Origin of the sequence: Arcanobacterium haemolyticum DSM 20595 (assembly GCF_000092365.1) — a bacterium.
GTDB lineage: Bacteria > Actinomycetota > Actinomycetes > Actinomycetales > Actinomycetaceae > Arcanobacterium > Arcanobacterium haemolyticum.
Genome location: NC_014218.1, coordinates 134,023 through 157,818, shown reverse-complemented (window position 1 = coordinate 157,818; position 23,796 = coordinate 134,023). Strand labels below are relative to the sequence as shown.

24 protein-coding genes and 1 tRNA gene are annotated in these 23,796 nt (G+C 55.8%); 15 read left to right on the top strand and 10 right to left on the bottom strand.

The window, feature by feature from the left end; translation table 11 throughout:
- The first annotated feature begins 125 nt into the window (after nt 1-125).
- From ARCH_RS00640 to ARCH_RS00630, 3 genes are read left to right on the top strand one after another with little or no spacing between them, the layout of a single operon-like run.
- The gene (locus ARCH_RS00640; RefSeq protein ID WP_013169387.1) at nt 126-1,031 is read left to right on the top strand and encodes an ABC transporter substrate-binding protein; all 906 of its coding nucleotides are present in this window, start codon (nt 126-128) and stop codon (nt 1,029-1,031) included.
- A 5-nt stretch (nt 1,032-1,036) separates the two neighbouring features.
- The gene (locus ARCH_RS00635; protein ID WP_013169386.1) at nt 1,037-2,008 is read left to right on the top strand and encodes an amino acid ABC transporter permease; all 972 of its coding nucleotides are present in this window, start codon (nt 1,037-1,039) and stop codon (nt 2,006-2,008) included.
- 13 nt (nt 2,009-2,021) lie between these two features.
- Entirely contained in the window at nt 2,022-2,795 is a 774-nt protein-coding gene (locus ARCH_RS00630; protein ID WP_013169385.1) for an amino acid ABC transporter ATP-binding protein, read from the top strand.
- A 486-nt stretch (nt 2,796-3,281) separates the two neighbouring features.
- On the opposite strand, the gene ARCH_RS00625 is transcribed toward ARCH_RS00630, so the two are convergent.
- Nucleotides 3,282-3,953: a hypothetical protein gene (locus ARCH_RS00625; protein ID WP_013169384.1), complete on the bottom strand. Its 672-nt coding sequence runs from the start codon at nt 3,951-3,953 to the stop codon at nt 3,282-3,284.
- A gap of 56 nt (nt 3,954-4,009) precedes the next feature.
- Here ARCH_RS00625 and ARCH_RS00620 point away from each other — a divergent pair, with 56 nt between their 5' ends.
- Entirely contained in the window at nt 4,010-4,474 is a 465-nt protein-coding gene (locus tag ARCH_RS00620; RefSeq protein ID WP_013169383.1) for a SprT-like domain-containing protein, read from the top strand.
- A 25-nt stretch (nt 4,475-4,499) separates the two neighbouring features.
- Here ARCH_RS00620 and ARCH_RS00615 read toward each other — a convergent pair whose 3' ends face one another.
- On the bottom strand, nt 4,500-5,072 hold the full coding sequence (locus tag ARCH_RS00615) for a low molecular weight protein-tyrosine-phosphatase (RefSeq protein WP_013169382.1): 573 nt from the start codon (nt 5,070-5,072) through the stop codon (nt 4,500-4,502).
- Nucleotides 5,073-5,309: 237 nt separating this feature from the next.
- Nucleotides 5,310-6,284: a class 1b ribonucleoside-diphosphate reductase subunit beta gene (nrdF, locus tag ARCH_RS00610; protein WP_013169380.1), complete on the bottom strand. Its 975-nt coding sequence runs from the start codon at nt 6,282-6,284 to the stop codon at nt 5,310-5,312.
- Nucleotides 6,285-6,370: 86 nt separating this feature from the next.
- Here nrdF and ARCH_RS10045 point away from each other — a divergent pair, with 86 nt between their 5' ends.
- The gene (locus ARCH_RS10045) at nt 6,371-6,526 is read left to right on the top strand and encodes a hypothetical protein (RefSeq protein ID WP_170121717.1); all 156 of its coding nucleotides are present in this window, start codon (nt 6,371-6,373) and stop codon (nt 6,524-6,526) included.
- Between the two features lie 342 nt (nt 6,527-6,868).
- On the opposite strand, the gene nrdE is transcribed toward ARCH_RS10045, so the two are convergent.
- The 3 genes from nrdE to nrdH are packed head-to-tail and all read right to left on the bottom strand — an operon-like array spanning nt 6,869 to nt 9,688.
- The gene (gene nrdE / locus ARCH_RS00605; RefSeq protein ID WP_013169379.1) at nt 6,869-9,019 is read right to left on the bottom strand and encodes a class 1b ribonucleoside-diphosphate reductase subunit alpha; all 2,151 of its coding nucleotides are present in this window, start codon (nt 9,017-9,019) and stop codon (nt 6,869-6,871) included.
- Entirely contained in the window at nt 9,001-9,402 is a 402-nt protein-coding gene (nrdI, locus tag ARCH_RS00600) for a class Ib ribonucleoside-diphosphate reductase assembly flavoprotein NrdI (protein ID WP_013169378.1), read from the bottom strand. The genes nrdE and nrdI overlap by 19 nt, the downstream gene beginning before the upstream one ends.
- A gap of 34 nt (nt 9,403-9,436) precedes the next feature.
- Complete coding sequence (gene nrdH / locus ARCH_RS00595; protein ID WP_013169377.1) at nt 9,437-9,688, bottom strand: glutaredoxin-like protein NrdH; 252 nt, start codon at nt 9,686-9,688, stop codon at nt 9,437-9,439.
- A gap of 68 nt (nt 9,689-9,756) precedes the next feature.
- Here nrdH and ARCH_RS10040 point away from each other — a divergent pair, with 68 nt between their 5' ends.
- Genes ARCH_RS10040 through mtnN form a run of 3 tightly spaced genes read left to right on the top strand, consistent with a single transcriptional unit; the run spans nt 9,757 to nt 11,723 of the window.
- Entirely contained in the window at nt 9,757-9,897 is a 141-nt protein-coding gene (locus ARCH_RS10040) for a hypothetical protein (RefSeq protein ID WP_170121718.1), read from the top strand.
- Between the two features lie 30 nt (nt 9,898-9,927).
- Nucleotides 9,928-10,389, top strand: a complete 462-nt coding sequence (locus ARCH_RS00590; protein ID WP_013169376.1) for an S-ribosylhomocysteine lyase — start codon at nt 9,928-9,930, stop codon at nt 10,387-10,389.
- Nucleotides 10,386-11,723, top strand: coding sequence for a 5'-methylthioadenosine/S-adenosylhomocysteine nucleosidase (gene mtnN, locus ARCH_RS09175; RefSeq protein WP_013169375.1), 1,338 nt, complete (start codon nt 10,386-10,388; stop codon nt 11,721-11,723). Before ARCH_RS00590 ends, mtnN begins: the two co-directional genes overlap by 4 nt.
- Nucleotides 11,724-12,141: 418 nt before the next feature.
- Here the strand turns inward: mtnN and ARCH_RS00580 are convergent, their stop codons facing one another.
- From ARCH_RS00580 to ARCH_RS00570, 3 genes are all read right to left on the bottom strand, one after another.
- Nucleotides 12,142-13,014: an endonuclease domain-containing protein gene (locus tag ARCH_RS00580; RefSeq protein ID WP_049765783.1), complete on the bottom strand. Its 873-nt coding sequence runs from the start codon at nt 13,012-13,014 to the stop codon at nt 12,142-12,144.
- A gap of 199 nt (nt 13,015-13,213) precedes the next feature.
- Nucleotides 13,214-15,391: a S9 family peptidase gene (locus ARCH_RS00575; protein ID WP_013169373.1), complete on the bottom strand. Its 2,178-nt coding sequence runs from the start codon at nt 15,389-15,391 to the stop codon at nt 13,214-13,216.
- Nucleotides 15,392-15,433: 42 nt separating this feature from the next.
- On the bottom strand, nt 15,434-16,018 hold the full coding sequence (locus ARCH_RS00570) for a ribonuclease H family protein (protein WP_013169372.1): 585 nt from the start codon (nt 16,016-16,018) through the stop codon (nt 15,434-15,436).
- A 70-nt stretch (nt 16,019-16,088) separates the two neighbouring features.
- On the opposite strand from ARCH_RS00570, the gene ARCH_RS00565 reads away from it, so the two are divergent.
- Together ARCH_RS00565 and ARCH_RS00560 are read left to right on the top strand one after the other, a co-directional pair.
- A complete protein-coding gene (locus tag ARCH_RS00565; RefSeq protein ID WP_013169371.1) occupies nt 16,089-16,997 on the top strand; it encodes a macro domain-containing protein in 909 nt (302 codons plus the stop codon).
- A 25-nt stretch (nt 16,998-17,022) separates the two neighbouring features.
- On the top strand, nt 17,023-17,829 hold the full coding sequence (locus ARCH_RS00560; RefSeq protein ID WP_013169370.1) for a trimeric intracellular cation channel family protein: 807 nt from the start codon (nt 17,023-17,025) through the stop codon (nt 17,827-17,829).
- A gap of 203 nt (nt 17,830-18,032) precedes the next feature.
- Here ARCH_RS00560 and ARCH_RS00555 read toward each other — a convergent pair.
- Nucleotides 18,033-18,116 (bottom strand) — tRNA-Leu (locus tag ARCH_RS00555).
- Between the two features lie 224 nt (nt 18,117-18,340).
- Here ARCH_RS00555 and ARCH_RS00550 point away from each other — a divergent pair.
- The 5 genes from ARCH_RS00550 to ARCH_RS00530 are packed head-to-tail and all read left to right on the top strand — an operon-like array spanning nt 18,341 to nt 23,748.
- Entirely contained in the window at nt 18,341-19,039 is a 699-nt protein-coding gene (locus ARCH_RS00550; RefSeq protein WP_013169369.1) for an FhaA domain-containing protein, read from the top strand.
- Nucleotides 19,036-19,500 carry an FHA domain-containing protein FhaB/FipA gene (locus ARCH_RS00545; protein WP_013169368.1) on the top strand — a complete coding sequence of 155 codons (465 nt, stop codon included), beginning with the start codon at nt 19,036-19,038 and terminating at the stop codon, nt 19,498-19,500. The genes ARCH_RS00550 and ARCH_RS00545 overlap by 4 nt, the downstream gene beginning before the upstream one ends.
- Nucleotides 19,497-20,816 carry a PP2C family protein-serine/threonine phosphatase gene (locus ARCH_RS00540; RefSeq protein ID WP_013169367.1) on the top strand — a complete coding sequence of 440 codons (1,320 nt, stop codon included), beginning with the start codon at nt 19,497-19,499 and terminating at the stop codon, nt 20,814-20,816. Before ARCH_RS00545 ends, ARCH_RS00540 begins: the two co-directional genes overlap by 4 nt.
- A complete protein-coding gene (locus ARCH_RS00535) occupies nt 20,813-22,306 on the top strand; it encodes an FtsW/RodA/SpoVE family cell cycle protein (RefSeq protein ID WP_013169366.1) in 1,494 nt (497 codons plus the stop codon). Before ARCH_RS00540 ends, ARCH_RS00535 begins: the two co-directional genes overlap by 4 nt.
- Nucleotides 22,303-23,748 carry a penicillin-binding transpeptidase domain-containing protein gene (locus tag ARCH_RS00530; RefSeq protein WP_013169365.1) on the top strand — a complete coding sequence of 482 codons (1,446 nt, stop codon included), beginning with the start codon at nt 22,303-22,305 and terminating at the stop codon, nt 23,746-23,748. Before ARCH_RS00535 ends, ARCH_RS00530 begins: the two co-directional genes overlap by 4 nt.
- Nucleotides 23,749-23,796: the final 48 nt, after the last annotated feature.

Here is a 23,796-nt window from a genome sequence, read left to right as displayed (position 1 = left end):
CGTGAAAATCCGGCGTAATGTGCTCAAGGTTACGCCACACATAGTTGCATAACTATGCGGTTGTTAGAATATACTTCCATTATGGGCGCGAGCCTGCATACTCATTCCATCCGCGAGGAGAAACCATGAAAACCCTGAAAATTACTGCTGCAGCCGCAGCACTCATCTTCACCCTGGGCGCTTGTGGCTCCGACGCCACGTCAACAGACGCTGACGCCGCAGCTACAACCGGCGACGTCCGCGCCACCGACGTTTCGCACATCAAAAAAGTAGACGAGATCGCAGCACTCCTGCCAGAATCCGTCACCGCAGATGGAACCCTCACGTTCGGAACCAACGCATTCTACGCACCAGCCGAATTCTATGCAGAAGACGGCACCACCTTGCAGGGCTTCGATATTGACCTCGCACACGCACTCGGGCAAGTACTCGGGCTCAAAGTTTCGATCGAAAACGCAGAATTCGCAGCCGTCATCCCCGGCATCGGAAAAACATACGAAGCCGGAATCGCTGCCATCTCCGTGAACCCAGAACGTCAAGAAACCGTTGATCTCCACCAGTACTACGAAGCCGGACTCCAGTGGGCAGTCCCGGCAGGAAACCCAAAGAAGTTCGATCCAGCTGACGTCTGCGGCAAGATCATTGGCGTACAGACCGGTACCGCTCAAGACGAATACTTGACCGAACTCAACACCACCGATTGCAAAGACAAGCCAGTCCAGATCCAGCGCCAAGCAGAACAGCCACGCATCAGCCTGCAACTTGCACAGGGCCAGCTCGATGCCATGTTCGCAGATACGCCCGTCGTCGATTTTGCCGTTCTCCAAACAAACAAGCAGATCGAAAAAATCGGTGACCCAATCGACGTCGTCGGCCTTGCCATCGCAACCCCTAAAGGTAGCCCAACCACGGAAGCCATCAACAAGGCCCTCCAACACCTCATCGATACCGGCGAACTCGCCAAAATCTTCACCACGTGGGGAATCAAAGACGGCGTAGCCACCTCACCCATGCTCAACCCAGCGAAGTAGACATCATGCCAGAAAACAGCTCACCCGAACTCATTCACGCAGTCCCCGTACGCCACTGGGGCCGCTGGATCTCAGCCGCGGTCGTTGCGGTCATCGCCTACGCGATCCTCAACCAGCTCATCGTCAACCCGCAATTCCAATGGGACGTTGTCTGGGCAAACCTGTTCAAGATCCAAATAGTGAAAGCCGTAGGCTGGACTCTGGCACTCACCGTGGCAGCCATGGTACTCGGCATAATTCTTGCCGTCACCATGGCAATCATGCGGCGCTCCGAAAACCCGGTACTCCGCTCCGTAGCCACCGCATACATCTGGTTCTTCCGCGGAACCCCGATCTACACCCAACTCATCTTCTGGGGCCTGATCGGAACCCTCTTCCCTACAATCACTGTTGGAATCCCAGGCGTCATTGATTTCTTCACCTTCGCCCCAAACACCATCTTTGCGGAACGTCAATACACCATGTTCCTCTTCGCGGTACTCGGGCTAGGCCTCAACGAAGGCGCCTACCTGGCGGAAATCGTTCGCTCCGGCCTCAACTCCGTTGATCCAGGGCAAGAAGAAGCAGCCAAGGCGCTCGGCATGAGCAACGGGATGATCCTCCGCCGGATCGTGCTGCCACAGGCCATGCGCGTGATCGTGCCACCAACCGGCAACGAAACAATCTCGATGCTCAAAACAACATCGCTAGTGACCGCCGTTCCACTCTCCCTAGAACTCACCCATGTGACGAACGCCAGCGGCTTCTCCAGCTTCAAGCCAATCCCATTCCTGATCGTGGCCGCCATCTGGTACCTAGTGATCACATCCGTGCTGATGGTTGGCCAATACTACCTCGAAAAGTTCTACGGCCGCGGCGCCGGATCTGGCGCACAAACCCCGAACGCGCGCGGTAAAAAGGCGCGGGCCGGGCGGCAGGCGGCAATCAACGCATCACGCACCACCACCGACGATCCATTCGCCGAATACACGCCATAATCGAGGAACCCCAATGAATACTGCCACTCAACCAAAAGTTCACGTCACTAACGTTCACAAATTCTTCGGCGATCTCCACGTGCTCAAAGGCGTGTCGTTCGACGTCGCCCCTGGAACCGTCACCTCCATTCTGGGGCCATCCGGCTCCGGAAAATCCACCATGCTACGCTGCATCAACCTACTGGAAACCATCCAAGCCGGATCAATCCACGTTGATGGCACACTCATGGGATACAGCGAAAAAGGCAGAAAACTCTACGAACTCACCACCAAGCAGGCCGCACAGCAGCGCGCCAAAATCGGCATGGTCTTCCAGCGATTCAACCTGTTCCCACACAAAACGGCACTAGAAAACGTGATGGAAGCACCCGTGCACGTACTCGGCATGGCAAAGGCCGAAGCCAAGAAGCAAGCCGAAGAACTCCTCACCCGCGTTGGCCTGGCCGAACGTATGGAGCACTACCCGGCCGAACTATCCGGCGGCCAGCAGCAGCGCGTGGCAATCGCCCGCGCCTTGGCCATGAAGCCCGAACTCATGCTGTTCGATGAGCCCACCTCCGCGCTTGATCCCGAACTCGTGGGCGAAGTCTTGAGCGTTATGCAAGATCTTGCACGGGATGGCATGACCATGGTTGTTGTCACCCACGAAATGGGCTTCGCCCGCGAAGTATCCGATCAGGTTATCGTGATGGATGACGGCAAGATCATCGAAGCCGGCTCACCAGCCGAGGTATTCGATCATCCAACCAGCCCGCGCGCTAAAGAATTCTTCTCGAAGGTGCTGTAGGGCGCAGCCCGGCCCCAATCGGCGGCCTGCTGGACAGGAAGCGCTTATATGGCGCTGCTGTCCAGCAGGCCGCTTTTTGAGCACTGGGCACTCTTACCGTCGCCATGCAGCCATGCCAACCAAGCAATGTTTAAGCATTGCTCATGTCCCAAAAACTCGACTGAGCGTGCCGATGTACCCGCTTTTAGCTGCAACGATGTCATTAAATCCGCAGGTCCTAAGCAATAATGAGATGAGCACATATATCAATCTAATCTCCTGCGAGATTCTACGCTTACCGTAAAAATCAGGTTGATGCGTAAATTAGATAAGTGTAAAGCACAAGATAACAGCACCCCCTACGCCTCTCAACGAAGATGAACGAGAATGGCTACCTCGACAAATCGCGTTGGATATCAATGCGACCAGGCGATTGCAACAAATTGCAAAGCAAGATGCTAGACAATTTGCGAAACCTTCAGTGGATAAATCCATACATAAACACTACTAACCGCGTAACGAGCCAACAAAGAGCATCGCGGCAAACGCGGCTCCACCAGCGCAGGCCCACCATTCAACAGCCGCCCACAACGGCGTCCGTTCCAACGGGCCACGCCGCACCGGCAAAATCTCCGCCTTATTTGGCAAGAGCTTCGGACGCTTCACAATTTTATCGATGAGTTCGCGCTGCGCCGGCGTCGTCGTCGAACCCTCCACAAGCTCACCCAAACCCGGCTCCACCTGGAACAACGGAAGCAACGCACCCACCGGCGGCTCCGCCGAACGGACCGTGACCATCGTGCTGAACGGCGCTCCGCCGCCAACCGGAAGCGCAACCACCGGAACCAAAATGCCACGGCCACCACCGGAATGGACTTCGCGGGCGAAGGTCGATTCGTTCGTTCCCACAACTCGCGCCACCACGGGAATCGGCTCCCCACGCGCAGGAATCCACACCCACCAGAAAGCCGCCGCGATCAGGCCAAACGCAACGGCCGGGAGCAGAACCAAAAGCATGCGGAGAAGGGGAACTTCGTCGATGAAAAGGAGCATCCCCACCACGGCGCCAAACAAAAAGCCGGCGGCAAGGGCGGCGCTGGCGCGGCGGGCGTGGTCGATGGGGCGGTTCGCCGGCAATGCTGCGCGGCTCATACGAAGCACAAGATCAGTTCCAGACATGGTTTCAAGTATAGCCAAGCCCGGATCAGAAGTTTCTCCAGCTATACTAAGGAACCGTGAATCTTGACGATGCTTACCGGATGGGGCGGCGGCTCATGGACCAGCACGGGCTGGCGGAGTGGACGCTCGAATTCGACCGCGCCAAACGCCGCGCCGGCGCCACACACTTCGCGCACACGAAAATCACGCTCTCGCGCGCGCTCACCGAAGCCTGCCCCGAAACCACAGTACGGGACACGATTCTTCACGAGATTGCGCACGCGATCGTGGGGCCGCGTCACGGGCACGACGACGTATGGCGCCGGACCTGTGTGAAAATTGGTGGGACTGGGGCGGCGCGGCTGGAAGGCGCGCCGCAGATTCCGGGAGCGTGGGTCGGGAAATGTCCGGCCGGGCATGAGATTCAGCGGCATCGCCGGCCTACTCGCCCGATGAGTTGTGCCACCTGCCAGCCGAAGCGTTTTTCTGCCGAACATCAGTTCGTGTGGCGGCGCCGGCTGGGTGCGGCGGATCAAGCTTAACCCCGCGCTTTCTGCAGATCGCAGGCTAGCTCCGCGACACCCACTCCACGATGCCGCGAGCGCCAACTTCAGCCATCTCTAAGGTGTCGTAGAATCCTGAAGAATCGCCGTACCAAGGATCAAGAACATCAAGTTCTCCGTTGGACGTGTAGAAATCCGATCCGCGCCCAGCCGCCACTTTTTCTTGGCCTTCGAGGGGGCCGCCGGGGCAGAAGGCGCCGCGCGGCGCAACGCGAGTGGTGCCGTCGAACTCTCGCCATAAATGGATACGTTCCACATGGTCCGCCCCGAGCCCAGCCGCCAGCACCATCCGCCGGAGTGCGCGGGCGTGCCCGGTGGTCATAGCCAAGATCAGATCGGCATCCGCAAGTTCAGCCGCACTAGCCTGGTGAGCATAATGATCGCGAGGCACGTCGTACCCCTTTTCCCGCAATACCGCGGCAGCTCGGCGATCGATCGGATTCCCAGTTTCTTCAGCGGACACGCCTGCTGAAGAAACCTCCACCGCCAGCCCTGCACGTGCCGCCACATCGCGCAGCACGATCTCGCCCATCGGAGACCGGCAGATGTTCCCGGTGCACACAACTAAAATCTTCATGCCATCCCTTTCTGTTGGCGGTGTTTGGCCGCCCACGGCCCAAAGTTCCACCAAAATCAGGCCCGCGCGGCCCAATCTTCCACCAAACCCGAGCCTTGCCGGCCCAATCCGACACCGTGAAAGTCCCAAATAAGCGGCACACAGCTCAGCAGTGCCATATAGAACACTGCTGTCCCGCTCCGCGCCGATCGAGCGCCGGCAAGCAGCTTATTAAGCCCCGCCAGCCCCTCCAGCCCCTCAGAAATCCCAGTCTTCGTCTTCGGTGGCTTCGGCAGTGCCAATAACATACGACGATCCCGACCCACTAAAGAAGTCATGGTTTTCGTCCGCATTCGGCGAAAGCGCGGCCAAAATTGCCGGATTCACCGCGGTCTGATCGGCCGGGAAAAGCGCTTCGTACCCGAGGTTCATGAGCGCCTTGTTGGCGTTGTAGCGGAGGAACATCTTGACGTCTTCGGTCAGCCCCATCTCGTCGTACAGAGATTCGGTGTAGCCTTCTTCGTTTTCGTACAGGTCCTCGAGCAGCGAGTACGTGTAGTCCATGAGTTCGGCTTGCCTCTCCGCCGACGCCCTCTTCACCGCCTGCTGGTACTTGTATCCGATGTAGTATCCGTGTACGGCTTCGTCGCGGATGATCAGCCGGATCAAATCGGCAGTGTTGGTGAGTTTCGCGTGGGCGCTCCAGTACATTGGCGCGTAGAACCCGGAGTAGAAGAGGAACGATTCGAGCATGGTGGATGCGACTTTGCGCTTTTCCGGATCGTCGCCGCGGTAGTAGTCCAGAACGATCTGGGCTTTCTTTTGCAGGTATGGGTTTTCTTCCGACCAGCGGAACGTTTCCTCAATCTCCTGCGACGAAATCAGTGTCGAAAAAATCGACGAATACGATTTCGCGTGCACCGATTCCATGAAGGCGATATTCGTTAAGACGGCCTCCTCATGCGGCGTAATCGCGTCCGGGATCAGGGAAATCGCGCCCACGGTCCCTTGCACGGTGTCCAGCAGCGTGAGTCCGGTGAACACTCGCGTGGTCATCAGCTGTTCGTGCGGCTTGAGCGTGTTCCAAGATTGGATATCGTTGGAGAGCGGAATCTTTTCGGGCAGCCAAAAGTTTCCGGTGAGCCGGTCCCATACTTCTTGGTCTTTTTCGTCGATGATTTTGTTCCAGTTGATCGCCTGCACTGAATCAACGAGTTTAATTTTTTCCGACATATTCGCCTCCCGTTTGCTCTGTCTCCCCATTTTCTCACGCCTCGCGCCCGCTTCCAACGGTTTCGTTTGCGGTTTAGGATGGTTTTATGACGACGACGAACGCGCATCCAACTCTTTCCGTTTCAGGTAGCGGGAAATCTCGTATTGGTGGTCTTGCTCTCGCTCGCGGGGTTGCGATCGTAGGAATGTTTTGGGCACATCTAGTGGTATTCGATGAAAATCATGGCATAACTGGGTTTTAGCTCGGATTCCGCATGGTCGTTCGGCGATTTTTTCGTTTCTTGCCGGCGTGTCGATCACATTGATGACTGGCCGGGATGAACCGTATGTTGGCGAGCGTTGCAGGCTCGGTTGCGGATTGTGGGCCGGGCGTTGGTGCTGTTGCGGGGCCACTGTTGTTGGTGCTTATTAAGTCTGCGATGGGTGCGGCCGGCGTTTTTGCTGGTGGCAGGATTGGCGGCTTGGGGCCAGCCCGGATGGCAGAAGCCATACGGGCCAGCGGAATACCTGAACAGGCCAGCAAGGGGGCTGACCTGAAGAATTCCCTTCAGATTCAGCCCCCAGCTACATTCACCAGCAGCTTGTCACAACATGCAGGACACGCAGCCTTCGACTTCCGTCCCGTCCAGCGCCGCCTGCCGGATTCGCATGTAGTACAAGGATTTGATTCCCTTGCGCCAGGCGTAAATATAGGACTTGTTGACGTCACGGGTTGTCACGGTGTCCGGGTAGAACAGCGTGAGCGATAGCCCCTGGTCAACGTGTTGCGTGGCGGCCGCGTACGTATCGATGATCGCTTTCGGCCCGATTTCGTAGGCGTCTTGGTAGTATTCCTTGTTGTCGTTAGTCAGGTATGCGGCCGGATAGTAGACGCGCCCGATCTTGCCTTCTTTACGAATTTCGATCTTCGATACGATCGGGTGGATCGACGAGGTCGAGTGGTTAATGTACGAAATCGATCCGGTTGGCGGCACGGCCTGCAAGTTTTGGTTGTACATGCCGTGAGCCGCCACGGCATCGCGCAACGCAACCCAGTCTGCCACGGTTGGAATGTGAACGTTAGCGAAAAGCTCCCGCACGCGCGCAGTTTCCGGCGCCCATTCGCGTTCAATATATTTAGCAAAGTAAGAACCATCCGCATAGGCAGACCGTTCGAACCCTTCGAACCGCACGCCGCGTTCCTTCGCGATCAGCATAGAGGAACGGATCGCATGGTAGGCCACGGTGTAGAAGTAGATGTTGGTGAAATCGAGCGCTTCGTCGGATCCATAGAAGATCTTCTCGCGTCCAAGATACCCGTGCAGATTCATTTGCCCCAGCCCGATTGCGTGAGACATGTCGTTTCCACGCTCAATGGATGGAACAGCTGCAATATTCGTCTGATCAGAAACGGCAGTCAACGCCCGGATAGCGGTCTCCACGGTTTGCCCAAAGTCCGGCGAATCCATGGTTTTCGCAATATTGAGCGATCCCAAGTTACACGAAATATCTTTACCCACATGTTCGTACGAAAGATCAGCATTGTATCTGGACGGTTCTGATACTTGCAGGATTTCGGAGCACAGGTTGGACATGGTGATACGGCCATCGATCGGGTTGGCACGGTTCACGGTGTCTTCGTACACAATATACGGATACCCGGATTCGAACTGGATTTCGGCAAGAGTCTGGAAGAACTGCCGCGCGTTGATCTTGGTTTTGCGGATCCGCCTATCATCCACCATTTCCTCATACTTTTCGGTAACAGAGATTTCGGTGAATGGCACGCCGTACACGCGCTCCACATCGTATGGCGAGAAGAGGTACATGTCCGCATTCTTCTTGGCCAGTTCGAACGTTATATCAGGGATAACCACGCCCAACGATAACGTCTTAATTCGGATTTTTTCGTCCGCATTTTCACGCTTGGTGTCCAAGAATCGCATGATGTCTGGATGATGCGCATGCAAATAAACCGCACCGGCCCCTTGCCGCGCGCCCAGTTGATTTGCGTAGGAGAATGCGTCTTCCAAAAGTTTCATCACGGGATTCACGCCGGAAGATTGGTTTTCGATCCGCTTGATCGGCGCCCCGAGTTCGCGCAGATTAGAAAGATTAAGCGCCACGCCGCCGCCACGCTTCGAAAGCTGCAACGCCGAATTAATTCCCCGCGAAATAGATTCCATGTTGTCTTCCACGCGCAACAGGAAGCAAGATACGAGTTCGCCGCGCGCCTTCTTCCCCGCATTAAGGAACGTTGGGGTGGCCGGCTGGAATCGCCCGGTGAGGATTTCGTCAACAAGATTCTTCGCAAGCTCCACATTCCCCGCAGCCAGCGTGAGTGCCACCACAACCACGCGATCTTCGAATCGCTCCAGGTAGCGTTTGCCATCGAACGTTTTGAGCGTATAGGACGTGTAGTACTTGAACGCCCCAAGGAAAGTCGGGAAACGGAACTTGTGCGCGTAGGCTTGTTTGTAGAGGGCCTTCACGTCGTCGTCCGAATATGCGTCAAAAACTTTGGGTTCGTAGTAGCCTTCGGTGATTAGGTAGTCGAGTTTTTCTTCGAGCGAGTGGAAGAACACCGTATTCCGGTTCACGTGCTGCAGGAAGTACTGCCGCGCGGCCTCCCGGTCCGATTCGAATTGGATTTTTCCGTCCGCATCGTAGAGGTTGAGTTGCGCGTTGAGGGCGTGGTAATCGAGCCCGTCGCCTACTGTTTCTTCACCGGTATCCGTCATGATCCTGTCCACCATTGAGTTAATCCTTCGCGCACTTTCTGAACGTCTACTGGCGTTCCTAAGAGTTCGTACCGGTACATGTGCGGTACGTGGGTTTTCGCGGAGATAATATCGCCTGCCAGCCCGAACGCTTCTCCGAAGTTTGTGTTTCCACCGGAGATGACTCCGCGGATGTGCGAACGGTTGTGTTCGTTATTAAGAAATTTGATGACTTGTTTGGGTACGGCCCCGCGTTCGTTTCCGCCACCGTACGTTGGCACGATGAGGACGTAGTCTTCGCCCACCACCAGCGGTTTTTCGGTTGGCAGTAGCGGGATGCGATCCGCACGGAACCCTAGTTTTTCTACGAATCGTTTCGTATTTTCCGTTGTAGAAGAAAAATAGACGACGTAGACCACGAGTTTTCCTTATTTTTTTAATTGACGACGACGCTCAGGCGCGCAATGCGACCGGCGCCGATGCTCCAGCTAAACGCTTAATAAGATCAGGGCGGTATCCAGACCAGTGATCGCCATCTGCAAACACAACCGGAGCCTGCTGGTAGCCGAGTGCCTTGACAGTTTCTAGAGCGTGTGGATGCTGTGTGAGGTCCACTTCTGTGAAGTCCAGGCCATGCTTAACAAGGGCTCGCTTCGTTGCCGTGCACTGGACGCATGCAGGCTTCGTGTAGAGAGTAATAGACATCTTTTCCTCCTTGTTTGGCATTTTTTCGCTACGGCACATAACACTACACCTAGTGAAAAATAATCGCTATGGCACTAGATAATGTGTCTCGAACACTTTTCCGCCTAAATCAACACATTGCCTGCCCCGTCGTCGTTACTCGTGAAGAAAACCACCCAACCCAACTCGCGTCAGAAGAAAGAAAAACACTACTCCGTGTGGAAGAATGACAACAAACACAGAAAGTCGAAGGAAAACTCATGCCTCATATGAACGTCGAATCGTTCAACCTGGACCATCGCCACGTCAGCGCGCCATACGTACGAATCGCAGACGTCAAGCGCCTCCCACACGGGGACGTCCTGACCAAATACGACGTACGCTTCACGCAACCAAACGTGGCACACCTCGACATGCCTGCAATCCACTCAATCGAACACTCGTTCGCAGAATACGCACGCAACCATGCAGACGACATCGTTGACTTCTCCCCCATGGGCTGCCAAACCGGGTTCTACCTCATCCGCGCAAGCGAACCAGACATCCCCGGAACACTCGATCTGATCGCCACCACATTCCACGACATCCTCAACGCAACCAGCGTGCCCGCAGCCAACAACATCCAATGCGGCTGGGGCGCCAACCATTCGCTCGAAGCAGCCCAAACCGCAGTTCGCGCCATGCTCGCAGAACGTACCACCTGGGAGAATGTAAACGCATGAAACACATCGATGCCCTCGTCATCTCCGCCATGGATGAAGAAATGGCACCATTCCTTGACCTCGTCCGTGCATGCAACCTCAAACCGATCGAATCGCCTACCGGAACCGCATACCAAGCTTCCAAAGGCAGCATGCGAATGGTGCTGATGGTGACGCGCGTAGGAATGACTGCGTGCGCGAGCGCACTTGGCTGGGCACTGGGGCACTATGCGCCGAAGGTGATTGTGTCGATTGGGTCTGCGGGCGGGCTCGCCGCCGATTCGCGCGTGGGGCACATTGTGGTTGGTGCCGATTACATGAACGGCGGGGCCGATGGCACCGCTTTTGGCTACACCCGCGGGCAAGTGCCTGGGCAGCCTGTATCCTTCCATGGCGATACCACCATGATCGAAACCATCGAACGATTCGTTGCTTCGCCCGAATCCGATGGGCTCACAATCCGTGTGGGGAGCATGCTCTCTTCTGATGCGTTCGTGACCGAAGCCAATGTGACCGATACGCGCGAGGCCTTCCCTGGCGCCCTTTCTGCCGACATGGAATCCCATGCCGCCGCTCAGGTTGCCCACGCGTGGGGCATCCCATTCGTTTCTATCCGCGGCATTTCTGACCTGTGCGGAAAGCCTGATGACCAGGCCGTTTCCTTCCATGCTGAACTTTCCGAGGTGGCCGGGGCCGCTGCCAAAGTGGCGTGCTTCGCTTTGCAGAATAGCGGATACATTTCTATGGCTCGGTGCACGACTCAGCGTTTCGCCGTGCCGACTCTAACGAGCGCCCTGTTTGTCATGTTGGCGCGGCGCTATAGGCTGCCTGCCGGCGATCCGGCCATTTTGGATCCCGAAGCCATGAAGACCGTATATGAGGACATCAGCAGGTTTAGTGCGGATACGATCCGACAGCTGATCGATGACATGTCTGCCGGTAAGGCACTGGCGAAGGCCGAACCGGGATCCGTGTTGACCGTGAAAGATTATGATCGGCTGCGTGCAGAATTCATCGATTCTGTGGCAGGCGCCCAGACCGGCACTTTTGCCTGGCCGCCAACCTCCCAAACTATCATCAAACGGTTCGATGGCTACTGGAACGAAGCTCTCAAGGCCATTGGTTTAATTCCACGCCAGGGACGTACGCGCGGGGGCGTAAAGTATTCGCCGGAAGATTACCGTGATGCTATCGCTACGTATGTGACAAACGCGCAGGCCACAGGCGTACAGCCATCGTTTGCCGGCTATTCGGAGTATGTGAAAGAAGCGCCGGATATGGAGAATCTTCCGTCGGGTGCGGCGGTTCGCCAGCATTTCGGGTCGTGGAGTAAGGCGTTAGAAGCGGCTAACTGAAATCCGGGGCTGGCTTCCGGCTTTGTATGGCCAACCCCGTAGCTCGCTATCGCAACTCGGGCCCGCATCGCGCTAATTCCCGGCCAACTCCGGCACAATCCCGGCCAATCCTGGCCATTCCTGGCCACTCCCGGTGCGATCTCGCCTCACCCCGGCACCCCCGCACCCAAGACAGCCCACTCCCAACCAACTCCGGCACAATCCTGGCCACTCCCGGCCACTCCCGGTGCGATCTCGCCTCACCCCCGCACCCCCGCACCCAAAACGGCCTTGATTCACTCTTCCCTCACCCAAAATCCCGACATATCACCCACCATCTCGTTCCTACCTTCTCCACCCCTGATTATTTCGAGAATAGTGGCAAATATTGCCACTATTCTCGAAATAATCAGCATTACCGAACCGTAAGTTCGTATATTCACGGAATCCTCCGCCGATGCACCCGCTTTTTAAGTAAATTCGAGATATATTCCTGGGTTTTCTCCCACTGAAACCACACATCCCGGTAACTCAGCCGCACAACCGTATATCCCAGACGTAGAGCGACCTGATCCCGGCGCCGATCTTCTGCAACATTCAGTGGTTGAGAGTGAAACTCTTGGCTATCGCATTCGATAATCAACGATGTGCCCACGAGCAGATCCACTCGCCCAAGCTGCGGAATAAAAACTTGCGGCTGCACGGATACTTGGCGTGATTGAAGAAAATTACGCACCCGTGTTTCACTCCCGGATTGAGTCTCCAGCTCATATCTTTCAAGTATTGGGCGCTTTACTTTTTGCGCTATGCCGATCATGGCGTCGGCATGGTTGGGGTAAATGAATCGCTGATACAGTGCGGATTCGAGAACGATCAGCCCGGTTTCAGCATCGTGATAGCGAAGAACATGTTCAATCGCGTCATTAGGCGGGCTGATAATCTGCGACGATCGTGCCGGAGAAAGATGGTTCCCAAAACATCCATGGGCAAGTTGCCGGTGCACTTTACCGGTTCTCGGCTGGTTCCGATTGGATCCGCGCGATTGAATGTAATGGGTATCGGGAGTTGTTAACGACGGCGGGGTCCACAATCCCCAGTGTTCGCATGCGGTCAAACAGCCGATTAGTAAGCCGTTTTCGGCAGCGTAGACGACGCGGGCGTCCAGCCCGCGTCCGAGTTCTTCCGCGAAGGCATACCGGTGATGGCCAACATCAACAACGGTTCCGGCTTTACATAAAGCGTTGATCGATGCGGCGCCACGTGTGTGGACCTGGCCAAGGATGTGCTCCGCTCGATAAATGTGAGGGTGCATGCCTTCATGATCGCACACCGCAGCCGCCCGAAATGTTGCCGGGTGTGGATATGTGGAAAGCCTCCACATATCCACACCCGATTAGTCAAAGCACGTCACATTTTCGGGTTGCGGAACACGAATTTGTGCGGTGCAAGCTTGCAAAACATGCGTCTATGCGAGTCAGTGCGGTTCCGATTTATGTAGCAGATCCTACCCCTTACTTCACCCCGATTTGATCGAAGATGAATGCCAATTGAGCGGCGCGTTCTTCCCACTTCTTGTATCGGCCAGAACCACCGCCGTGCCCGGCAACCATTTCGGTGCGCTGGATGATCGGCCGCGCGATTTCGTCGTTGGTAACGGTGTCACGCAATGCCTGGATCCACTTGGTTGGTTCAATGTAGCTAACCCGAATATCGTTCAACGATGTAGAGGCCATAATCGCCGGATATTCTACTGCCGCCACGTTTTCGTATGGCGTGTAGGACTTCATGTACCGGTAGACTTCTTCGCTTTCGATCGGATTGCCCCACTCTTCCCATTCGCCAACGGTAAGCGGCAACTCAGGTTTCAGGATCGTGTTGAGGGCGTCAACAAATGGCACGATCGCGTGAACCACGCGGAACGCATCCGGCGCCAAATTCGCCACAGCCCCCATGAGCAAGCCGCCCGCAGAACCGCCTTCAGCCGCCAACCTCCCGGCATCAACAAGCCCGCTTTCAGCCATCCACCTAGCACACGCCACGAAATCGGTGAACGTGTTGCGTTTGGAGAGCATCTTGCCATCGTCATACCACGCGCGCCCCATTTCACCGCCGCCACGCACATGCGCCACGGCATACACCACGCCGCGTTCAAGAGCCGAAAGAATGGTTGGGCTAAACCATGGATCGTTGGAAATTTCGTAGGATCCATACCCGTATATGATGCCGGCGTTGCTGCTGTCTTTCACCAGGTCAGCACGGTGAACGATGGTCATTGGAATCCGCGCACCATCCGCAGCGTCAACCCATTCGCGGTACTGCACGAACGCAGATCGATCATAGTTTGGCACCTCGGTTTCCTTCACGGTCACGATCGCGCCCGTATCAAGGTTCCACCGCTGGAACGTATCCGGCGTGAGCACGGATTCCACGCTGAAGCCGACTTCGCGAGCGCCCCACACGTCATTTCCGTAGAAGCCCAGGGTGGCGAGTTCTTCGGTGGGGATAACGATCCCGGTTCCCCACGTTTCGCGCTTCGCTCCCGGCCCAGCATACCCGGCTTCTCCAGAATAGACGCCCAGACCAGAAACGCCTTCGCCTTCTGCCGGAACCGAACGTGGGAAGGCACGCAACTGCATTGCGCCCCCATCACGCATGTTCAACACAGCGAAATCGCGGAATGCCACGACTTCCGCCAACCGTTGCCCCGGCAATGCCTCATATAGTGGCACCCAGGTTTCCGGTTCACTTGGCCCGATCGGCGCCAGCGCCAGATCGAAATCAACGTTGGTGCGGTTGTGTACGATCAGCAAACAATCGCCAGCCGGTTCAACAGTGTAGTGCAGGCCGGATCGGCGTTCACTCACAATAAAGTTGCGTTCTGGCGCTTGGGTGGCGAACAGACGCACTTCGGCAGTCATCTTTGATTCGGACTGCACAACCAGCCATTCGCCATCGCGCGAACCATCGATGCCCACCCAGAAAAGTTCATCATCTTCCTGGTAGAGCAACACATCCTGATCAGCGCTTTCCCCCACGGTGTGCATCCACACCTGGTAGGAACGCCATGCATCATCGTTTCGGGTGTAGTACACGCGGGTAGAATCTTCAGACCACACCAGCCCATACCCCATGTTCAGCAACGATTCGTCCACAGTTTCATCGCAGTCAATACGCGAGATACGAACCGCAAACTGTTCATCACCAGCATTATCTACGCCCAGCGCCAGCAACTTCCCGTTCGGGGAAACGGACGCAATCCCCAAACTGAAGAATTCCTTTCCTTCAGCCAGCACGTTGCCATCGTAAAGAAGTTCGGCTTCCACGGATCCCACATCTGGAATATCTGCAGCCCCGCACCCATCACCTACAGCGGCACAACGGTAGGACGCCGCATACGATTTACCTTCAAACGTACGCCGCCAATACCAATAGTCACCATCGCGCACGGGCACAGAAATATCATCTTCTTTAGTATGCCCGGCAAATTCGCCAACCAAGGTTTCGCGCAGCGGCGCCAGGTGCGCCGTACGAGCATCTGCCCATGCGTTTTCGGCTTCGATATGGGCGATCACGGCCGGGTTTGAATCTTCCCGGATCCATTCATAGTTATCCACCACGTCATCCCCGTGGAAGGATCGCGTCACAGGATTCTTCGCCAATCGCGGCGCGTGCATCATTTCTTCACTCATATTCACAGCCTACCTTTCACCTCCGACACACGTTCGTGTCACCTATTTTTTATATGCGTTCGATTGCTCCACCGCGAGCCGATCGGCCAGGTCATTTCCCGGATCGCCGTTGTGCCCGCGCACCCATTCCACGTCGGTTCGCCCCGTGCGCGCTTCATATAAGTTGAGAATTCGTTCGATCAGTTCACGATTCAGCACCGGCTTCCCGTCCGCCTTGCGCCAGCCGCGTTTGCGCCAGCCCGGCGCCCACTTAGTCATCGAATCGATCACGTATTTCGAATCCACGCGCAGCAGCAGATCCACGTCCGGCCCCGCATATTCGAGCGCCCGCATCATCGCGGTAAGTTCCATAATATTATTCGTGGTTTGCGCCGCGCCGCCAGAAAGCCCGTACCCGCGCGTCTGATCCACGAACGCCCAGCCGCCTGGCCCCGGGTTTCCGGAACAGGCACCATCCGTTGCGATCACAAGAGTGTGGGACGACGACGGACGCCCGATCGGATGCCCAACATTCGTTTCAACGGCTCCCGCTGGAACACGAGGCGTAGAGGCAGACGCAACCGACTGTTCGTCGTCGTCAATCTCCGAAAAAATAGAAAACAACGACTCTTGATGTGAAAACTTCATGCAACAAGCCTATCTCACATGACCTTAACTACGAACCCAGGTATCCTTGAGGTAGCGAGAAAGGTGAATAATGCTGCTACTGTCGGACTATCGTCAAGCGATCAACCTAGACGAACCATTCCCAGAACCAAAAAATGATACTCGATCGGACTACGATCTGCTCATGACTGCCCTCGGTGGCATCACGGAAAAGCACTACACGGGAACGTCATCGCTGGCTCATCTTTCCACGGATGAAGGCCTGCTACGCTGGCTCCAATCCGAACTGGCCGTGCGCGATCCGAAGCCGCTCGATCCGATTTCCTCGCGCGCAATCAACACACTTCTTTTCCGGCAAGTTGGCCGCCACGGGCGCGTTGAAGCCGAAAACCTCCGCCGTGTATCGGACATGATCCCGGACTGCGATTACGGCCCAGCCCCACGCACCGTGCTGTTCCGTGGCGATATGCGTCAGCTTGTTGTGGACGCCGTTGTGAACCCAGCCGTGCCAGATCTCAACGGTTGCATGGTGCCGCTCCACAGCTGCCTCGATTCCATGCTGCACGAACAAGCCGGGCCATGGATGCGCACCGATACCACCACGATTCGCGAACTCAATGGCGGCAAGGGGCTCGAACCTGCCGATGCCATCATCACCCGCGGATACCGCCTGCCGGCCAAGTACGTTATCCACACAACCGGCCCACGCATCAAGAACGGGAAGGTTACCAAGAAGGATCGCGAAACCCTGTTCAAGGCCTACTGGAACTGTATGGAACTCGCCTGTGCTAAAGGTGACATCCGCTCCATCGCCTTCCCAGGCATCTCCACCGGTTACGGTGGCTTCCCACTGGAAGAAGCAACCCAGATCGCGTTGACAGCCGTGGAACGGTGGATCTACCAGCACGATCACATTCTTGATCTGGTTGTTCTTTCTCTGCGTACCGATTCTGACGCCGAAAAGGTTCTTCGTCAGCTCGCCACCTGGATCGAAAGCTAACAATCTCCCCCGTAAAGGCGGTGTTATGGATCCAGAGAGCCTCTTCCGGCTTGTGGATGTTCTGGGCGTTATTGCCAACGCCCTGATTGGTTCGGCTCTTGCCCGAATCCTCGGATACGATCTGATCGGGTTCCTTGTGCTCGGTACGGGAACCGCACTGGGCGGCGGGATCACGCGTGATGTCATGTTGGGCGTTGGTTTCCCCGTGGCGCTCACCGACCCTTGGTATTTGGGTGGGGCGTTCGCTGCATCGATCATCGCCTATCTGATCCCGTTCGAAGGCAAATGGTCCCAACGGATGCTGTCGTTGGCTGATGTGTTGGCGCTCGGTTGCTGGTCCGCAACCGGCGCCTCCAAAGGCTTAAGCGCTGGGCTGGATTGGATTCCGTCTATTTTCTTGGGCGTAGTGACGGCCACGATGGGCGGGTTGTTGCGTGACGTGATGGTGAACCGTATCCCGGCGATCTTCGGCGGCAGCCCGTTGTACGCCACCTTCTCCGTGGTTGCCGCTACCCAAATGGTGATTTTCCAGCATTACGGAATGTATAAGGCCGGCATGGGATCCGCGATTTTGATGTGTGCCGTTTTCGGCTTGTTGGCGCGGAAGTTCGATTGGCAGTTGCCGCGGAACGCCTACGATTTGCGGCAGTATTCGGCGCGGTTGCGGCAGTTGCGGATCAAGCCACGGCATGCCGTTGATTCTACGTCTCCGCTGGCCGAATCCGATATTGCCGCGGCCAGCACCAAGGGCGTGGCCCAGGCTGGGCGCGAGTTCCGGCACAAGATTCGCCCGGATGAACCGCGGGTGCCGCGCAACCTGCGAGACACGTGATCCGGCACCAGCCCCTTCACCATCTCTTCAGCCCCTCTTTGACGAAAAAATCACCCACAGCCGGCGATAGGCCCTTATATGGCCCTATCGCCGGAAATAAGTGAGTTTTGCGTAAACACTGGCCGCCGCCAAGGGGTGTTGGCGGCGTACAAGGCCCCGCCCCAGCCTCCAACAAAAAATCCCCGGTCAAACCGGGGATTTCGTGCTCAAGGGGGGAGTTGAACCCCCACGCCCTTGCGGGCACACGGACCTGAACCGTGCGCGTCTGCCTATTCCGCCACTTGAGCTTTAACTCCGCCATTCTACAACCCACTTCCTCTATCACGCAACTCACGTGACCGCCCCCACCAATCTGCGACTATTTTGGTATTTTTGCTCGCTAATGAGTGCCCGTAGTAGCTACCACACACCAAAAGGACGTAGAGTTAAATAAGTGTGTCGTGTATGCGAGCACTATAGGTGTTTCGTTTACATGAGCGTTACGTGGTTTTAAGGTCAAGGAGCTTAACGTATGGGTGCGTTCGATAAGTTCGAAAAGAGCGTGGAAAACGCGGTTGAGAACGTCTTTTCGCGCGCGTTTAAATCGGATGTGAAGCCGATTGAGTTAGCTTCGGCGTTGAAACGTACGATGGATGATCGTGCGGCTGAGGTGTCCCGGGATCGTACTGTATCGCCTAATGAGTTTACGTTGACGTTGTCATCTCATGATTTCGCGAAGATTTCTGAGTGGGATGAGGATGCGTTGCGTGACGAGCTGGTGGGGGTTGCTACTGATTATGCGTGTGAGCAGGCGTATGTTTTCTTAGGCCCGGTAACGATTGAGTTTGCGGAGTCTGAGGTTCAGCCGCGCGGGAAGATTGAGGTTGCGTGCCATACGCGCCGTGGCCCGGTTGCGCCGGCTACTACGTCGGAGGCGTCGCCGCAGAATCCGATTATTGATGTGGAGGGGCAGCGTTATATTTTGACTGGCGCGATTACGGTTATTGGCCGTGGTTCTGTGTCGGATATTCAGGTGGACGACGCCGGTGTGTCCCGCAAGCATCTTGAGTTGCGTGTTACTCCTGCCGGGGTGATTGCTACTGATTTGGGTAGTACGAATGGCAGTTTTGTTGAGGGGCATCGTATTTCTGCGGCTACGTTGGTGGATGGTAATACGCTGACGATTGGCCGTACGCGTATTATGTTTTGGACATCTGCGGAGCCGGCATGAGTGCGTTAGTTGTTACGCTTTTGCGTTTTGGTTTTTTGGTGCTTGTCTGGTTGCTGGTTATTTTTATGTTGGTGACTATTCGGAACGATATTTTCGGTACAAAGATTCGGGATCGGGCGCGCAAGCCGTCGGCTGTGGCGCAGTCGTCGCGTGAGGAACCGGTGTCGTCGTTGCCTCGCCACCTGGTTGTGGTGCGGGGTCCGTTGACTGGTACGGCTTTGCCGCTTGGTTCGTCGTCGATTACGGTTGGGCGTTCGCCTGATTCGGCGTTGGTGTTAGACGACGGCTATGCCTCTTCCCGCCATGCTCGTTTTTACCGTGAGGGCGATCAGTGGTTTATTGAGGATTTGAATTCCACGAATGGCACATGGGTTGGAACGTCGAAGATTGTTGGCCCTGTCCAGCTTGAGGTCGGTGTGCCGGTTGTTATTGGTAAGACCTCGATGGAGTTACGTCGATGATTCGTTTTGAGTATGCCGCGTTTAGTGATGTCGGCCTGGTTCGTAAGTCGAATCAGGATGCCGGCTACGCGTCGTCTCATCTTCTTGTGTTGGCTGATGGGATGGGTGGCGCTGCTGGTGGCGATGTGGCGTCGTCTGTTGTGGTTGGCCAGATGGCTCAGATTGATGATTCGCATCAGGCTGAGGATTTGTTGCCCTTATTGAAGCGTCAGTTGAATCAGGCTCAGAATGAGTTGCTTGTTCGGGTTGCGGAGAATCCGGAGTTGGCTGGGTTGGGCACCACGTGTATTGCGATTTTGCGTACAGCTAATAAGTTGGGCATGGTTCATGTGGGTGATTCGCGGGCGTATTTGTTGCGTCAAGGGCGGTTGACTCAGATTACGCGGGATCACACGTTGGTTCAGTATTTGGTGGATCATGGCCAGTTGTCTCCGGAGGAAGCGTTACATCATCCGAAGCGTCATGTGATTATGCGTAATGTCGGGGATGCGTCGGGGCCGGTGGAGGCGGATTCGTCGGTTCGTGAGGCGTTGCCTGGGGATCGTTGGTTGTTGTCGTCTGATGGTTTGTTTGATGTGGTTTCGGATGAAACGATCGAAGATACGTTGCGCTCGTATCGCGATGTGGATGAGTGTGGCGAACGTTTGATTGATTTGGCGTTGGCGGGCGGCGCGCCTGATAACGTGACGATTGTGTTGGCGGATGTGATTGACGATTCTGGTACCGGTTCGTCGTATGATCGCGGCCCGCTTGTGGTTGGGTCTGCTGCGGTGGATCGTCGCAAGCCTACGCGGGCTGGTTCGTCTTCAGCGGGGCAGCTTGCTGCGTTGGCTGCGGCGTCGCGCCCTGCGGTTGCGCCGGTTGAGGATGATGACGACGACGCAGCGCCACCTCGTCGCCGTTGGATTGCGCGCCTTGCCGCATGGCTGGTTGTGGTAGTGGCGCTGGCTGTTGGATTGGGGGCTGGGTATATGTGGACTCAGAGCAGATATTACGTAGCGGCTGATCAGGGTAAGGTTGTTATTTTTAAGGGTATTCCTCAAACTGTGGGCCCGTTGGAGTTGTCGGAGAAGTTTGAGGAGACTGGGATTATGGTGAAGAACTTGAACCCGGTTGCGCGGCAGCGTTTGGATATGCCGATTACGCGAAGTAGTCTTGAAGAAGCCCGCCAGGTTGTGAAAGATTTGGCTGCCCAGAAGTTGGTTGTTCAAAATCCTGTGAAGCAACCGTCGCCTTTTTCGCCTTCTGTTGTGCCGCCTCCGGGATATCAGATTCCGGAGCAGAATGATCCTATGGGGTCTGGAGATTCGCGATGAGCGTGGTGAGCACGCGTCCAGCTCGTTCCGGAAGGAATCAGGAGTTGGGGCTGCTTATTCTTGCGTTTGTGATTCCGCTGGCTGCGTGGATTTTGGTTCATTACGGGGTGGCATCGTCGCATCCAGATGACGTGCTCCCGCCGTATTTTGGTGCCATTGCTGGCGGCGGTGCTGTTTTTCTGTTGGCGTGCCACATGGTGATTCGCCGGTTAGCACCGTATGCTGATCCGATTTTGTTCCCTGCTGCGGTAGCGTTAACTGGTATTGGTTTAACGATGATTTACCGGATTGATTTCCAACTGGTGAATCGTGGTGATCCGCCAGAGACTCGCGGCCAACTGGTGTTGACGGTGGTGGCGATCCTGTTGTTGATTGCTACGGTGGCTTTTTTGCGCGATCACCGGTGGTTGCGGCGTATTACGTACAGTTCATTGATCGCCGGCCTGGTTTTGTTGCTTTTACCACTGGTGCCAGTTTTGGGTGTTGAAGTGTATGGCGCCCAACTGTGGATCAATATTCTTGGTTTTTCATATCAGCCTGCCGAATTGGCGAAGATTTTACTTACTGTGTTTTTCGCGGGCTATTTGGTGGCTCAACGTGACAACCTCTCGCTTGCCGGCCCTAAAGTGTTGGGGATTCATTTCCCGCGGCTCCGGCATTCGATGCCGATCCTCGTTGCATGGCTATCATGTATGGGAATTTTGGCTCTAGAACGCGATTTTGGTACTGCTCTCTTGTTCTTTGGCTTGTTTGTGGCGATGTTGTATGTGGCCACCGAACGTACGTCGTGGATCGTGATTGGCGGCGTGCTTTCCTCACTAGGTGTCTATGCGATCGTGCAGATCATGCCTCACATTCAGGCGCGTTTTACAATCTGGCTACACGCGTTAGATCCGGAGGTCTACAGCGCTAAATACGGTTCCTACCAGCTAGTTCAGGGCTGGTTCGGCATGGCATCGGGTGGCCTGTTTGGCACTGGTTTAGGTGAAGGCAGCCCGGCCAATTCGTTCGCAGCAAATTCGGATTTTATTATTGCGTCGCTTGGTGAAGAACTCGGGCTCGTCGGCCTTCTTTCTCTTCTCTCTTTATACGTACTCATCGTCACCCGTGCGATGAAGATTGGCATCACGTTGCGTGATGGGTTTGGAAAGTTACTGGCTGCCGGATTAGGTTTCACAATCGCCCTACAATGCTTTGTAGTGGTTGGCGGCATTACTCGCGTTATTCCATTAACCGGCTTGGCCATGCCGTTCTTAGCCAAGGGTGGATCTGCACTACTCACCAACTTCATTATTATTGGCATCCTTATCCGTATGTCTGATTCTGCACGCCGGCCGTTCACTCCGGCATCAACACCTCTGTCAACAATCAGTACCGGCGAACTGCCTCAAGATCTGCAATCACCACCACGCGACGATCCTAAAACATCGTCTGAAGATTCACTCGAAACCACGGCAGTCCCTCGCATTGGAGGCCATGAGATCTCATGAACCCATCAATCCGTAAACTAACTGCCATCATCATCGTCATGTTCTTAACGCTCATGGCGGCCATCAGCTACATCCAGTTCTTCAAAGCTCCAGAACTGAATGCGGATGCGCGCAATGTGCGCACACTCTGGCGCGAATTTGGCACAGACCGCGGCCCAATCATCGTGGCGGGCGAACCGATCGTCACCTCCGAACCCTTCCCAGATGAATACAAGTTCCTCCGCACCTATCACCAGGCCGAACTGTATGCATCAATCACGGGATACTTCTCTACTACGTTCAACTCCATGACGGGCCTAGAACGCGAAGAAAACGCGGTTCTAGGCGGATCTGATTCCAGCCTGTTCAGCCAGCGAATCGAACGCCTCATCACCGGCCGTCAGCCAAAAGGTGGCGCCGTGTCACTCACGATCAACCCACAGGCACAGAAAGCCGCATGGGATGCGTTAGGGGATCGCCGCGGCGCCGTCGTCGCTATCGAACCCTCAACCGGAAAAATCCTTGCGCTCGTCTCCAAACCCGCTTACAACCCAAATTCGCTCGCAAGCCGGGATTCTAACGTCGCAAACGATGCCTGGAACGCGCTCAATAACGATCCCCACAAACCCCTCATCAACCGGGCAATCGGCGGAGATCTGTACCCACCAGGATCAGTCTTTAAAGTCATCACAGCTGCAGCAATGATCGAACACCTCGGCCTCAATGCCGAATCCGTTGTGGAAGCCCCAGACTCTTTCACACCAGCCGGAACCAGCCACGAAATCTTTAACCCATATAAGGAAAAATGCGGCGACGGTTCAGGGCACGTCCCATTCATCACCGCACTCACCGAATCCTGCAACACCCCCTTTGCCATCGGCGGAACAAAAGTTGGCGCAGAAAAAATGGTAGACATGGCCAAAGCCTTCGGCTTCAACCAAAAACTCTCCATCCCCCTGCCCGTCACCCCATCGCAATTCCCCTACCCGGAAGATAGCGCGGCACTCGCCATGGACTCATTCGGACAACGCGACATCGAAACCTCGCCACTCGCCATGGCAATGGTGGCCTCCGCGGTAGCAAATAACGGTGTCCTCATGAAACCTTACCTGGTAGACCAAACCCTCACCGCAGATCTCGGCGTGCTCTCCGAAACCCAGCCATCCGAACTCAGCACACCAATCAGCCCCAGCACGGCAGATATCCTACGCACGATGATGATCAACGTAGTCAACCACGGCACTGGCGTAAATGCAGGGCTCAAAAACACTCAAATAGCAGGAAAAACTGGTACTGCAGAAATCGGCACGGGCGGCGATGCACACGCCTGGTTCATCGGATTCGATGCGGTAGAACATCCGCAAGTGGCGGTTGCCGTCGTCGTCGAAGAAGGCCAAAGCGGATCGAAAGTGGCCGCACCCATCGCACAACGCGTATTCTCGGCGGTGCTGAATCGTGACTGAATCGCAACCAAACCTATATCCACTTCACGCGCAAGATAAGGCAGACTG